At 70.3% G+C, this 12,505-nt stretch carries 16 protein-coding genes and 2 tRNA genes; 10 read left to right on the top strand and 8 right to left on the bottom strand.

Features of this window, described 5'->3' with window-relative positions; all coding sequences use genetic code 11:
• Positions 1-17: 17 nt before the first annotated feature.
• Entirely contained in the window at positions 18-1,088 is a 1,071-nt protein-coding gene (locus tag BQ6202_RS07135) for an NAD(P)-dependent alcohol dehydrogenase (protein ID WP_072313733.1), read from the top strand.
• 25 nt (positions 1,089-1,113) lie between these two features.
• On the opposite strand, the gene BQ6202_RS07130 is transcribed toward BQ6202_RS07135, so the two are convergent.
• Positions 1,114-1,449 carry a metallopeptidase family protein gene (locus BQ6202_RS07130; protein ID WP_072313985.1) on the bottom strand — a complete coding sequence of 112 codons (336 nt, stop codon included), beginning with the start codon at positions 1,447-1,449 and terminating at the stop codon, positions 1,114-1,116.
• An 82-nt stretch (positions 1,450-1,531) separates the two neighbouring features.
• On the opposite strand from BQ6202_RS07130, the gene BQ6202_RS07125 reads away from it, so the two are divergent.
• A complete protein-coding gene (locus tag BQ6202_RS07125; protein WP_072313732.1) occupies positions 1,532-2,371 on the top strand; it encodes a siderophore-interacting protein in 840 nt (279 codons plus the stop codon).
• Positions 2,372-2,376: 5 nt separating this feature from the next.
• Positions 2,377-2,694: a DUF3253 domain-containing protein gene (locus BQ6202_RS07120; protein ID WP_327021583.1), complete on the top strand. Its 318-nt coding sequence runs from the start codon at positions 2,377-2,379 to the stop codon at positions 2,692-2,694.
• A 65-nt stretch (positions 2,695-2,759) separates the two neighbouring features.
• Here the strand turns inward: BQ6202_RS07120 and BQ6202_RS07115 are convergent.
• The 4 genes from BQ6202_RS07115 to BQ6202_RS07100 form a co-directional block, all read right to left on the bottom strand.
• Positions 2,760-2,832: transfer RNA gene (locus tag BQ6202_RS07115), tRNA-His, on the bottom strand.
• Positions 2,833-2,906: 74 nt separating this feature from the next.
• Positions 2,907-3,491: an oligoribonuclease gene (gene orn, locus BQ6202_RS07110; protein WP_072313983.1), complete on the bottom strand. Its 585-nt coding sequence runs from the start codon at positions 3,489-3,491 to the stop codon at positions 2,907-2,909.
• A gap of 48 nt (positions 3,492-3,539) precedes the next feature.
• Positions 3,540-4,193 carry an HAD family hydrolase gene (locus tag BQ6202_RS07105; protein WP_072313731.1) on the bottom strand — a complete coding sequence of 218 codons (654 nt, stop codon included), beginning with the start codon at positions 4,191-4,193 and terminating at the stop codon, positions 3,540-3,542.
• 54 nt (positions 4,194-4,247) lie between these two features.
• A tRNA-Arg gene (locus BQ6202_RS07100) sits at positions 4,248-4,320 on the bottom strand.
• A 60-nt stretch (positions 4,321-4,380) separates the two neighbouring features.
• On the opposite strand from BQ6202_RS07100, the gene BQ6202_RS07095 reads away from it, so the two are divergent.
• Positions 4,381-5,055: a DedA family protein gene (locus BQ6202_RS07095; protein ID WP_072313730.1), complete on the top strand. Its 675-nt coding sequence runs from the start codon at positions 4,381-4,383 to the stop codon at positions 5,053-5,055.
• A gap of 98 nt (positions 5,056-5,153) precedes the next feature.
• Positions 5,154-5,714 carry a YceI family protein gene (locus BQ6202_RS07090; protein WP_072313729.1) on the top strand — a complete coding sequence of 187 codons (561 nt, stop codon included), beginning with the start codon at positions 5,154-5,156 and terminating at the stop codon, positions 5,712-5,714.
• A gap of 68 nt (positions 5,715-5,782) precedes the next feature.
• On the opposite strand, the gene BQ6202_RS07085 is transcribed toward BQ6202_RS07090, so the two are convergent.
• A complete protein-coding gene (locus BQ6202_RS07085) occupies positions 5,783-6,034 on the bottom strand; it encodes a hypothetical protein (protein WP_083587068.1) in 252 nt (83 codons plus the stop codon).
• A gap of 221 nt (positions 6,035-6,255) precedes the next feature.
• Between BQ6202_RS07085 and BQ6202_RS07080 the strand changes: the two genes are divergently transcribed.
• From BQ6202_RS07080 to BQ6202_RS07060, 5 genes are all read left to right on the top strand, one after another.
• The gene (locus tag BQ6202_RS07080) at positions 6,256-6,738 is read left to right on the top strand and encodes a single-stranded DNA-binding protein (RefSeq protein WP_072313728.1); all 483 of its coding nucleotides are present in this window, start codon (positions 6,256-6,258) and stop codon (positions 6,736-6,738) included.
• Between the two features lie 37 nt (positions 6,739-6,775).
• Entirely contained in the window at positions 6,776-7,216 is a 441-nt protein-coding gene (locus BQ6202_RS07075; protein WP_072313727.1) for a DUF6993 domain-containing protein, read from the top strand.
• 4 nt (positions 7,217-7,220) lie between these two features.
• On the top strand, positions 7,221-8,903 hold the full coding sequence (gene ettA / locus BQ6202_RS07070) for an energy-dependent translational throttle protein EttA (RefSeq protein WP_072313726.1): 1,683 nt from the start codon (positions 7,221-7,223) through the stop codon (positions 8,901-8,903).
• Complete coding sequence (locus tag BQ6202_RS07065; RefSeq protein ID WP_072313725.1) at positions 8,903-9,367, top strand: acyl-CoA thioesterase; 465 nt, start codon at positions 8,903-8,905, stop codon at positions 9,365-9,367. Before ettA ends, BQ6202_RS07065 begins: the two co-directional genes overlap by 1 nt.
• Before the next feature lie 67 nt (positions 9,368-9,434).
• Positions 9,435-10,958: a CoA-acylating methylmalonate-semialdehyde dehydrogenase gene (locus BQ6202_RS07060; protein ID WP_072313724.1), complete on the top strand. Its 1,524-nt coding sequence runs from the start codon at positions 9,435-9,437 to the stop codon at positions 10,956-10,958.
• 58 nt (positions 10,959-11,016) lie between these two features.
• On the opposite strand, the gene BQ6202_RS07055 is transcribed toward BQ6202_RS07060, so the two are convergent.
• Positions 11,017-11,610, bottom strand: a complete 594-nt coding sequence (locus BQ6202_RS07055) for a GNAT family N-acetyltransferase (protein WP_083587067.1) — start codon at positions 11,608-11,610, stop codon at positions 11,017-11,019.
• Positions 11,607-12,491: an acyl-CoA thioesterase gene (locus BQ6202_RS07050; RefSeq protein WP_072313723.1), complete on the bottom strand. Its 885-nt coding sequence runs from the start codon at positions 12,489-12,491 to the stop codon at positions 11,607-11,609. The genes BQ6202_RS07055 and BQ6202_RS07050 overlap by 4 nt, the downstream gene beginning before the upstream one ends.
• Between the last annotated feature and the right edge of the window lie 14 nt (positions 12,492-12,505).

Genomic DNA, 12,505 nt, shown 5'->3' with positions numbered 1-12,505 from the left:
GAGCTCGAGGAGGCACCGTGCCCATCCTGACCAAGGCGCTGCAGAAGACCGCACCCGACCAGCCCTACCGGGTCGCTCAGATCGAGCGGCGCGATCCGCGCCCGCACGACGTCGTCATCGCCATCAAGGCGGCGGGCATCTGCCACAGCGACATCCACACCATCCGCGACGAGTGGGGGAGCGCGCCGTTCCCGCTCACCGTGGGTCACGAGATCGCCGGCATCGTCGAGGCGGTCGGCGACGCGGTGACGCGGCACGCCGTGGGCGACCGCGTGGGCGTGGGCTGCATGGTCGACTCGTGCGGCGAGTGCGAGCAGTGCCTGGCCGACCAGGAGCAGGACTGCCTGAACGGCCAGGTCGGCACCTACGCCTCGGTCGACCGCGACGGCACCGTCACGCAGGGCGGGTACGCCGAGACGATCGTCGTCGACGAGCGCTTCGTGCTCTCGATCCCGGAGGGGATCGAGCTCGATGTCGCCGCACCGCTGCTGTGCGCCGGAATCACCCTCTACTCGCCGATCGACCGCTGGGGCGTCGGCGAGGGCACGCGCGTCGCGGTCATCGGCCTCGGCGGCCTCGGCCACATGGGCGTGCAGCTCGCCGCCGCGAAGGGCGCAGACGTGACGGTCCTGTCGCGCTCGCTCGCGAAGGAGGCGCTCGCCGCCGAGCTGGGTGCGACTCGCACGGTCGCGACAGGCGAGGAGGACTGGGACGCGGAGCTGCGGGGCACCTTCGACGTCATCCTGAACACTGTGAGCGCCGACCTCGACCTCGACCGCCACCTGCGGCTGCTGAAGCCGCACGGGGCCATGGTGAACGTCGGCCTGCCGCCCGCGGCGCAGTCGATCAAGATCGGCTCGCTGATCGGCGGCGGCAAGGTGCTCGCCGGCTCGAACATCGGCGGCATCCGCCAGACGCAGGAGATGCTCGACTTCTGCGCGGCGCACGGCATCGGTGCGGTGATCGAGACCATCGGCGTGACGGAGGTCGACGAGGCCTATGACCGCGTGGTCGCGGGCGACGTGCGGTTCCGGTTCGTCATCGACACCGCGACCTTCGCCGAGCAGGAGGCCGTGGCCACCGAGTAGCAGGCGCGCGGCCTCGGCCGGGCCCTCAGGCCCAGCCGAGGCGGTGCAGCTGCTCGTCGTCGATGCCGTAGAAGTGGGCGATCTCGTGCACGAGCGTCGTGCGCACCTCGCCGCGCAGCTCCTCGAGCGTCTCCGCCGTCTCGACGTGCGGCAGGCGGTAGACCATGATGCGGTCGGGCAGCTCACCGAGGCCGTAGTTCCCGCGCTCGGTGATCGCGACGCCCTCGTAGAGGCCGAGCAGGTCCTCGTCGGGATGCTCGTCCTCGACGAGGAAGACCACGTTCTCGAGCCCCTCGACCATCTCATCGGGCAGCTCGTCGAGCACCGAGGTCACCAGCTGCTCGAAGTCGTCGTGCTGCATCTCCACGGCTCCATCCTCCCGCACGCGGGGCCCCGGACCCGGAAGTGAGGCAAGCCTAACCCGGTGGTAGCGTCGAGAGCATATGGCTACCGATCCTCGCCCACCGCGCCCGTCCCGCCCGCAGCACGTCCTGGAGGTGCTCGCGAGCGAGCGGATCGCGCCGAGCATGGTGCGCGTGCGCCTCGGGGGGCCCGGCTACGCGACCTTCGCGCCGAACGAGTGGACCGACGCCTACGTGAAGCTCATCTTCGTCAAGCCGGAGCTCGGGCTGCAGCCGCCCTACGACCTGGTGACCCTGCGCGAGACGCTCGCCCCTGAGGATCTCCCTGTCACCCGCACCTACTCGGTGCGCGAGGTGCACGACGACGGGATCACGCTCGACTTCGTGGTGCACGGCGACGAGGGCTTCGCCGGGCCTTGGGCGGCGGGCGCGCTGCCCGGCGACACGATCGCGTTCCACGGCCCCGGCGGCGCCTACGCCCCTGATGAGACCGCCGACTGGCACCTCTTCGCGGGCGACGAGTCGGCGCTGCCGGCGATCGCGCGCGCGATCGAGTCTCTGTCGGCGGAGGCGCGGGGCATCGCCGTCGTCGAGGTGCGAGACGCCTCGGAGGAGGTCGCGATCGCCACGCCCGCGGGCGTCGAGCTGCGCTGGCTGCATCGCGGCGAGCCGCGCGAGGAGACCATCGGCCTGCTCGCCGAGACGGTCGCAGCGCTCGAGTGGCCCGAGGGCCGCGTGCACGCGTTCGTGCACGGCGAGCGCGAGTCGATGAAGGCGATGCGCGACGAGCTGTTCAAGCGGCGCGGCCTCGAGCGCGCGCAGGTCTCGCTCTCCGGGTACTGGGCGCAGGGCCGCACCGAGGACCGGTTCCAGGCAGAGAAGCGCGAGCCGATCGGCGTCGTGCTGCCGCCCGAGGGGTGAGCGCCGTGGCGGGCGAGTCGTCGGAGGGCAGTGCGGATGCCGCGGCCGGGGCCGCGATGGAGGCCGCGATCCTCGAGCTGCTCGCCACCCGCCGCGCGGGCGCCACGATCTGCCCGAGCGACGCCGCTCGTCGGGTCGGTGGCCAGGATCCAGCAGCCTGGCGCCCGCTGATGGACGACGCGCGCGCCGCCGCTGCCCGACTGGTCGCGCGGGGCGAGGTGGTCGTCACGCAGCGCGGCGAGCCGACCGATCCCGCGCTCGCACGCGGACCCATCCGCATCGGCCGCACGAGCGGCGACGATCGGGCGCCCGGCGTCGACTGAGCAGCGCCGCGACAGCGCCGCGACACGAGAGAAGGCCCGGAGGAGATCCTCCGGGCCTTCTTCTGGGTGAGTAACGGGACTTGAACCCGCGACATCCGCCACCACAAGGCGGCGCTCTACCAACTGAGCTATACCCACCATGTGCGCTCGAAGCGCAACCAGGAAAGTGTACGACATCCTGCGACCAAATGCCGCATCGGGCGTCGCTGGTGTCACTCGGGCAGCTGCGAGCCGAATCCCTCCACGACCTGCGCCGAGATCTGCTGGAGCTCCTCGCTCGCGCGACCCGGCGCATCCGTGAACACCGCCTGGCGGTAGTAGCGCAGCTCGCGGATCGACTCGAGGATGTCGGCGAGCGCTCGGTGGCCGCCCGCCTTCGCCGGTGCCTGGAAGTAGGCGCGCGGGAACCAGCGGCGCGAGAGCTCCTTGATGCTCGACACGTCGATCGAGCGGTAGTGCAGGAAGCCATCGAGCGCCGGCATGTAGCGCGCCAGGAACATGCGGTCGGTGCCGATGGTGTTGCCTCCGAGCGGTGCAGAGCGCTCGAGGGGCACGAAGCGCTGCACGTACTCCAGCACCTCGAGCTCGGCCTCTGCGAGGCTCACGCCGCCGGCCAGCTCCAGGTCGAGGCCGCTCGTCGCATGCATCTGCCGCACGAAGTCGCCCATCTGCGCGAGGGCGGCGTCGGAGGGCTTGATCACGATCTGCAGTCCCGCATCGAGCACCTCGAGCTCGAAGTCGGTGACGACGACCGCGATCTCGACCAGCTCATCGACCGTGGGGTCGAGGCCCGTCATCTCGCAGTCGATCCAGACGATCCGATCACTCACAGCCACGGGGCGAGTCTATGCGCCGGGCCGGCCCAGCGCGGCGAAGAGCTCGTCAGCGTCGACGTCGGCGAGCGTGCCGATCGTGCGCTCGGCGGGCTCGGGCGCCTCGACGAGCTGCGTGGTGAGGAACCACAGGCGAGCGCCGGCCGCGATGACCGAGCGGGCACCGGGGTGCGAATCCTCGAAGGCGATGCTCGCGGAGGCCTCGGCCTCGAGTCGCGCGATCGCGGTGCCGTACGGCTCCGGGTCGGGCTTGTCTCGCGTGACGTCGTCGCGCGTGATGGCAAACCTAAGCGCACCGGCGGGTGCCGCGTCCAGGAGCGCCTGCGCGTTCAGGCGCGTCGCGTTGGTGACGAGGGCGGCGGGGATGCCGTCGGCGGCGACGCGCTCGAGGAGGGCGAGGCTGCCCGGCAGCCACGGCACGTCCTGCCGCACTCGCTCGGCGACGGCCGCAGCGACGGTCGCGATGATCGTCTCGCTCGAGACCTGCGCGCCCCGGTCGCGCATCCGCGCAGCCCATTCGGCCATCGGGCGCCCCGTCGTCCAGTGCGCATCGGCCGCGGTCCAGTCGATGCGGTGCTGCCGGGCGAAGGCGCGCATCTCCTCGTGCCAGATCGACTCCGAGTCGATCAGGGTGCCGTCCATGTCGAACAGGAGTGCGCCGGTCATGCGCTCAGCCTGCCATGGCGATGAGAGACGCATCACGGCACGCGTGTGCGGACGCGCCCCCGGCAGGAGTCGAACCTGCGACCAAGAGATTAGAAGGCTCCTGCTCTATCCGCTGAGCTACGGGGGCACGCGGCGCCACAGGTCGATGCTACCGACTGAGCCCAGCGAACGATCGTAGGCTGGTCGGATGCTCCGTACCCTGACGCAGACCGCCGGCGGATCCGAAGAGCTCACCGGCGTCGCCGGCTGGGCGGTGGGGCTGATGGATGCCATCGGTGCGCCGGGCGCGGCCGTCGCGATCGCGGCCGAGAACCTGTTCCCGCCGATCCCGAGCGAGATCATCCTGCCGCTCGCGGGCTTCTCCGCGGCGCAGGGCAGCTTCACCGTCGCCGAGGCGATCATCTGGACGACGATCGGCTCCGTCGTCGGTGCGCTCGCGCTCTACCTGCTCGGCCGCCTGCTCGGCCACGAGCGGCTCGCGGCCATCGCGCGCAAGATGCCGCTCGTGCGCGCGAGCGACATCGACAAGACGACCGCGTGGTTCGCGAAGCACGGCTGGAAGACCGTGCTCTTCGGCCGCTTCCTGCCGATCTTCCGCAGCTTGATCTCCATCCCCGCGGGCATCGAGAAGATGCCGGTCCTGCTCTTCCTGGGCCTCACGACTCTCGGCTCGGCGATCTGGAACACGATCTTCATCATGATCGGCTTCACCCTCGGCATGAACTTCCACATCATCGAGCCCTACATGGAGGGGCTGCAGTGGCTCGTCATCGGTGCGGTGGTCCTGGTGCTGGTGATCTGGGTCGTGCGACGCATGCGGCTGAACACGGCAGAGGGCAAGCACCTGTTCCACGGGGAGTGACGGCGCAGAAGTTTTCTCGAGAGATCGGGAATGCCGGTCGGCGGCGCGGGGTTGTTCAATTCCGAACGACTTCCGACGGACCCGAAAGGCCCTTCCCCATGCTGCAGAACATCCCCGGCTACCAGCCCGGCACCTACGTCATCGACGGCTCGCACTCCAACGTCACCTTCTCGGTGCGCCACATGATGGTCGCCAAGGTGCGCGGCGAGATCGAGGGCCTCGAGGGCACGATCGTGCTCGGCGAGGACCCCGAGGCCTCGACGATCACCGCGACCGTCGACCCGTCGACCATCAACACCAAGAACGCCGACCGCGACACGCATCTGCGCTCGAACGACTTCTTCGCGATCGACGAGCACCCCGAGTGGACCTTCGTGTCGACCGGCGCCCGCGCCGAGGGCGACGACCTGTTCATCGACGGAGACCTGATGCTCCGCGGCGTGACGCAGCGCGTCTCGATGCTCGTCGAGTTCGGCGGCATCGGCCCCGACACGTGGGGCAACACCCGCGCCGGCGCTTCGGCCCGCACGCGCATCAAGCGCAGCGACTTCGGCATCACCTGGAACGTCGCGATCGAGACCGGTGGCGTCATGCTCTCCGACGACATCGACGTCGAGATCGAGATCTCTGCGATCCAGCAGGCTCCCGTCACCGTCTGAGCTGACGGCAGCACGAGCGGGGTCGGGGCGAGCGCCCCGGCCCCTTCGGCGTTCGTGGCGGATGAGGATCAGGGCCCGGTGAAGCAGGCGAAGGCATCCTCGAGCGCCCAGAAGGTGCCGATCGGAAGCATCGTCGTGCCACCGGGCAGCAGCCGGCGCGCCTCGAAGGCCGAGCCGGTCGCCGAGTCTGCGCGGGCGATGTAGCCGAGGGCGAGACCGGATGCGCTGGTCACGCGCCAGAGGTCGTCGCGCACCCGACGGGTCGTCACGTGCGCCGCCGACGGCGCCGCGCGTCGCTGGCTGGTGGTCATGATGGCCATCGCGATCCCTTCTTCGGAGAGTGGTGCTGTCGTCCTGCACCTGCGACGCTACGGCCGGCCACCCACACGCGACCGGACTGGCGCAGCACCCTCGGCGGCGTCCTCCCGCGACGCGGTCGAGCAGGAGCCGTTCGGGCCGTGCTCTGGCTGCGGGGCGAGTTCTCCACAGGGGGCGAGGGTCGCAGCCCCCGTCGTCGACGTCGCGCGGCATCCTCCGGGGCATGAACGATGCAATCACCGTCGTCGGGCAGCTGGGAGCTGACCCGACGCTGAAGTCCATCAACGGCGACAGGGTCGCCGAGTTCCGCCTGGCCTGCACGAGCCGCCGCAAGGATGGCGACAGCTGGGTCGACGCGCACACCAACTGGTACTCCGTGGAGGCGTGGGGCGGCTTCGCCGAGCACGTCGGCGCGTCGTTGCAGAAGGGCGACCTCGTCATGGTGCTCGGCAGGCTCAAGATCGACCAGTGGGAGGCGGGCGAGAAGCGCGGCACGAGCGTGAAGATCCGGGCCGAGCACGTCGGGCACTCGCTGAGGGTCGGGCCGGCCCTGCGGCAGCGCAAGCCGAAGCCGGTCGAGAGCGCCGACTCCGCCTACCTGCCACCGGAGGACGGCCACGCAGAGCACGACCACGAGCGCGGCGAGCCGACGTGGTCGACCTCCATCACGAGCGGCTCGGGCACGATGGCGGGATACGGGACCTAGGCTGGAGGGGTCCCTGTCGGTCGGTGAAGGAGGGCGCGTGCGCCGGATCGCAGCGCTCGCCGTGCTCGCATCGCTCGTCCTCGCCGGCTGCTCGGCCGCACCGCAGCCCGGCCCCTCGGGCGAAGCGGACGGCCCGACGTCAGCGGCGCCTACCACGACTGCCCCCGGCGAGCCGGGCGAGCCGGGGCAGCCCGATCCCGAGCTCGACGCCTTCCGAGCCTCGCTCATCGGGCACACCCCGCTCGATCCCGACTCGCTCGTCAACGCGGTCGAGGGCGCGGGCTTCGAGCGATCCGCCATCGAGCGCACGCGGGAGGTCGATTCGCTGGGCGCCCCCGTGACGTTCCTGGAGATCGCCGTGCGCCTGGAGGATGCGTGCCTCGTCGGCCAGGTCGGCGATGGCGAGTCGTCGGCCGTGCGCACGGCGGTGCTGGGCGGCGGGCGGTGTCTCGTCGGTGACGTGATCGCCCTAGACTGAGGGCATGGCCGAGTACATTTTTTCGATGGTCCGCGCCCGCAAGACCGTGGGCGACAAGGTGATCCTCGACGACGTCACGACCGCGATCATGCCCGGCGCCAAGATCGGCGTCGTCGGGCCGAACGGTGCAGGCAAGTCGACGATCCTGAAGATCATCGCGGGGCTCGACACCCCGTCGAACGGCGACGCCAAGCTCTCGCCCGGCTACTCCGTCGGCATCCTGATGCAGGAGCCTGAGCTCGACGAGTCGAAGACGGTGCTCGAGAACGTGCAGGGTGCGTTCGGCCACCTCACGGCGAAGATCGAGCGCTTCAACGAGATCTCGGCCGAGATGGCCGATCCCGACGCAGACTTCGATGCGCTCATGGCTGAGATGGGCACGCTGCAGGAGGAGATCGACGCGGCTGACGCGTGGGATCTCGACTCCCAGCTCGAGCAGGCGATGGATGCCCTGCGCTGCCCGCCCGGAGACTGGCCCGTCACGAACCTCTCCGGTGGTGAGCGCCGCCGCGTGGCGCTGTGCAAGCTGCTGCTCGAGAAGCCCGACCTGCTGCTGCTCGACGAGCCCACCAACCACCTCGACGCCGAGAGCGTGCTGTGGCTCGAGCAGCACCTGGCGAAGTACCCCGGCGCCGTCATGGCCGTCACGCACGATCGGTACTTCCTCGACCACGTCGCGGGCTGGATCTGCGAGGTCGACCGCGGCCGCCTCTACCCCTACGAGGGCAACTACTCGACCTACCTCGAGAAGAAGGCCGAGCGCCTCCAGATCCAGGGCAAGAAGGATCAGAAGCTCGCGAAGCGCCTCTCCGAGGAGCTCGACTGGGTGCGCTCCAACACGAAGGGCCGCCAGGCGAAGTCGAAGGCACGCCTCGCCCGCTACGAGGAGATGGCGACCGAGGCCGAGCGCACCAAGAAGCTGGAGTTCGACGAGATCCAGATCCCGGCCGGCCCTCGCCTCGGGTCGATCGTGCTCGAGGCCAAGGGCATCGAGAAGGGCTTCGACGACCGTCAGCTCATCGAGGGTCTCTCGTTCACGCTGCCGCGCAACGGCATCGTCGGCGTCATCGGCCCGAACGGTGTCGGCAAGACCACGCTCTTCAAGACCATCGTGGGGCTCGAGCCGCTCGACGGTGGCGACCTGAAGATCGGCGACACGGTCAAGCTCAGCTACGTCGACCAGGGCCGCTCGAACATCGACCCGAACAAGAACCTCTGGGAGGTCGTGTCCGACGGGCTCGACTACATCCAGGTCGGCAACGTCGAGATCCCCTCGCGCGCCTACGTCAGCAAGTTCGGCTTCAAGGGTCCCGACCAGCAGAAGAAGGCCGGTGTCCTCTCCGGCGGGGAGCGCAACCGGCTCAACCTTGCGATGACGCTCAAGCAGGGCGGCAACCTGCTGCTCCTCGACGAGCCGACGAACGACCTCGACATCGACACCCTCTCGAGTCTCGAGAACGCGCTGCTCGAGTTCCCCGGCTGCGCCGTCGTCATCACGCACGACCGGTGGTTCCTCGACCGCATCGCCACGCACATCCTCGCCTACGAGGGCACGGAGGAGACCCCGGCCTACTGGCACTGGTTCGAGGGCAACTTCGAGGCGTACGAGGAGAACAAGGTCGAGCGCCTCGGCCCCGACGCCGCGAAGCCGCACCGCTCCGCGTACCGCAAGCTCACGAGGGACTGATGCGACTGCCGGTGCCCGTGCGGGTCCGCTGGTCGGATCTGGACGCGTACGGGCACGTGAACAACGCGGCGCTCCTCACCCTGCTCGAAGAGGCTCGCGTCACGGCCTTCTGGGCCGGGGGGCCAGAGGGATCGCCGACGACCGCGATCATCGACGCCGGCCCCGGTGCGACGAGCGTGACCGTGATCGCGCGCCAGGAGGCCGAGTACCTGGCGCAGATCCCGCACCATCGCGAGCCGATCGTCGTCGACATGTGGATCGGCCGGATGGGCGGCGCATCGATGGACGTCTGCTACGAGGTGCTCTCGCCCGACCAGTCGACGGTGTACGCCCGAGCGCAGACGACGGTGGTGATGCTGGATGCGTCCACGGGCACCCCGCGCCGCCTCTCGGCGGGGGAGCGGGCGGCGTGGGAGCCGTTCCTCGAGGAGCCGATCGCGTTCCGGCGGGGCGGCGACCGGTAGGACCTCGCGCGAGCGCACTGGCTAGGCTTGAGGAGCAACGACGCCACCCCTCAGCGAGGAGCTCCCCATGACCGACACCGTCGTCGAATCCACCGAGCAGTCCGGCCCGACCGCCATCCCGCACTGGATCGCGGGCGCCCGCCGCGAGGGCAGCGGCCGCACCGCGCCGGTCTACAACCCCGCGCTCGGCACGGTGGTCTCCGAGGTGGGCCTCGCGAGCGCCGATGAGGTGAGCGAGGCGATCGCGCACGCGAGGGCCGCCTTCCCGGCCTGGCGCGACCTCTCGATCGCGAAGCGTCAGGCGATCATGTTCCGCTTCCGCGAGCTGATCGTGCAGCGCAAGGACGAGCTGGCGACGATCGTGACGCGCGAGCACGGCAAGGTCCACTCCGACGCGCTGGGCGAGATCGCCCGCGGCATCGAGGTCGCGGAGCTCGCGACCGCGTTCCCGCTGCTGACGAAGGGGGAGTACTCGGAGAACGCCTCCTCGGGCGTCGACGTCTACTCGCTGCGCCAGCCGCTCGGTGTCGTCGGCATCATCAGCCCCTTCAACTTCCCCGCCATGATCCCGCTGTGGTTCGCGCCCGTCGCGCTGGCAGCGGGCAACACCGTGGTCGTCAAGCCGAGCGAGAAGGACCCATCTGCTGCGGTGTTCATCGCCGAGCTCTTCCAGGAGGCCGGTCTGCCCGACGGCGTGCTCACGGTCGTGCACGGTGACAAGGAGGCGGTCGACACGCTTCTGACGCATCCTGACGTCGAGGCGATCTCGTTCGTCGGGTCGACGCCGATCGCGGAGTACGTCTACAGGACCGGCTCCGAGCACGGGAAGCGGGTGCAGGCGCTCGGCGGCGCGAAGAACCACATGCTGGTGCTGCCGGATGCCGACCTCGACGTGACCGCGGACGCAGCGGTCAACGCCGGCTTCGGCTCGGCGGGCGAGCGCTGCATGGCGATCTCGGTCGTCGTGGCGGTCGACTCGATCGCCGACGAGCTCGCGGCCAAGATCGCCGAGCGGATGGGCGGCATCCGCACGGGCGACGGCACGCGCGACAACGACATGGGACCGCTGATCACCGGCCAGCACCGAGACAAGGTCGCCGGCTACATCCAGACCGCGTCCGACGACGGCGCCGACGTGCTGGTCGATGGCCGCGACCCCGAGGTGGACGGCGACCCGAACGGCTTCTGGCTGAAGCCGACGCTGATCGACAACGTGCCCACCGACTCCACCGCCTACAAGGAGGAGATCTTCGGGCCGGTGCTCTCGATCGTCCGCGTCGCCAGCTACGAGGAGGGGCTCGAGCTCATCAACGCGAACCCCTACGGCAACGGCACCGCGATCTTCACGAACGACGGGGGCGCCGCTCGGCGCTTCCAGAACGAGGTGCAGGTGGGGATGGTCGGCATCAACGTGCCGATCCCCGTGCCGGTCGGCTACCACTCGTTCGGCGGCTGGAAGCGCTCGATCTTCGGGCAGGGCAAGGCCTACGGCAAGCACGCCTTCGAGTTCTACACGCGCGAGAAGGTCGTCACCAGCCGCTGGCTCGACCCGAGCCACGGCGGGCTCAACCTCGGGTTCCCGCAGAACTAGGCGGGCGCATCCGGCACCCGCACGAGCGTGCCCGCCGGGCCGAGCCGACGCAGCAGCGTCAGTGCTCGGCCCGGCGCAGCGCCATGAAGAGCGACGTGCCGAAGGTCCCGGTGGCGGGGTTGATGTCGTCGTCGACGAACCGGCCTTCCACCGACATGCCGATGCGCTCCGCGACCCGGCGGGACGCGACGTTCTCATCGTCGAGCTGCGCCGTCACCCGGTGCGCGCCGATGGCGAGCGCGAGCTCGAGCGCGGCCGCAGCGGCCTCGGTCGCGAAGCCCTTGCCCTGCGCCTCGAGCGCGACCATCCAGCCGAGCTCAACCTGCCGGGCGGCGAGGCTCGTGATGCGCACCATGATGTCGCCGATGAGCCTGCCCTCGTGCTCGATGCCGAGCTGCACGGCATCGCCGTCGCGCAGGAAGACGGGCGCGCCGCCTGCCGTCCACGCCATGAGCTCTGCCTCGGTCTGGTCACGGCTGTAGGTCCAGCGGCGCTGGCCGGGCGCGTTGCGATAGCCGCGGACCGCATCGATGTCGGAGGGCGCGAGCGTCCGCAGCACGAGCCGCTCGGTGCGCAGCGGCAGCGCCTCGCGCACCGCGCGCATCCCCGCCGCGGGCGCGATCGGCTGCACCTTCGCGGGGCGCTCGCTCACGAGGCGCTCGGCTCCTGCGGCACCCGCACCATGCCCTCCTGGGCGACGGTGGCGACGTGCGTGCCGTCGGCGGCATAGATGTGCGCCCGGCCGAGCCCGCGCCCGCCACCCGACGAGCTGGTCTCCAGCTCGAGCAGCAGCCACTCGTCGACGCGCACCGGCCGATGCCACCAGAGCGCGTGGTCGAGGCTCGCGGCCTTCAGCCCCGGCGTCGTCCACGCGGCGCCGTGCATGCGCACGATCGGCTCGAGCATCGCGTAGTCCGAGAGGTAGGCGAGCGCCGCGCGATGCAGCGCGTCGTCGTCGGGCAGCCGGTCCTTGGCCCGGATCCAGACGTGCTGGTTGCCGTGCCGCGGCCGCTCGGGATCCGGCAGGTAGATGGGTCCCTCGACGTGGCGGATGTCGAACGGACGCGCGATGACGGCCCGGGCCTGCGGGTGGCCGGCGTAGGCGGCGAGCAGCTCCTCAGAGCTCGGCAGCTCGTCGGGCGATGGCAGCCCCTGCGGCATCGGGTGCTGCGAGCTGGGGCCCTCGTCGAGATCCTGGAACGACGAGATCATCGACATGATCGGCACGCCACGCTGGTAGGCCTGCACGCGACGCGTCGAGAACGAGCGGCCGTCGTGGATGCGCTCCACCGACAGCGTGATCGGGTGCTCGACATCACCCGGTCGCACGAAGTAGCCGTGCACGGAGTGGATGCTGCGGTCGGGCTCGACGGTGCGCTGCGCGGCGACGACGGCCTGCGCCATGACCTGGCCGCCGAAGATCCGCCCGTAGGGCATCGGGTGGCTCGCGCCGGTGAAGATGTCCTCGGAGGTGCGGGCACCCGTGTCGACGAGCGACAGGGTCTCCAGCAGGATGCGGATGCTCTCGGTCACGACGGTCCTCTCGA

Source organism: Agrococcus sp. Marseille-P2731 (assembly GCF_900117395.1).
In the GTDB taxonomy this organism is placed as follows: Bacteria; Actinomycetota; Actinomycetes; order Actinomycetales; family Microbacteriaceae; genus Agrococcus.
This window is presented reverse-complemented; position numbering and strand designations above follow the sequence as displayed.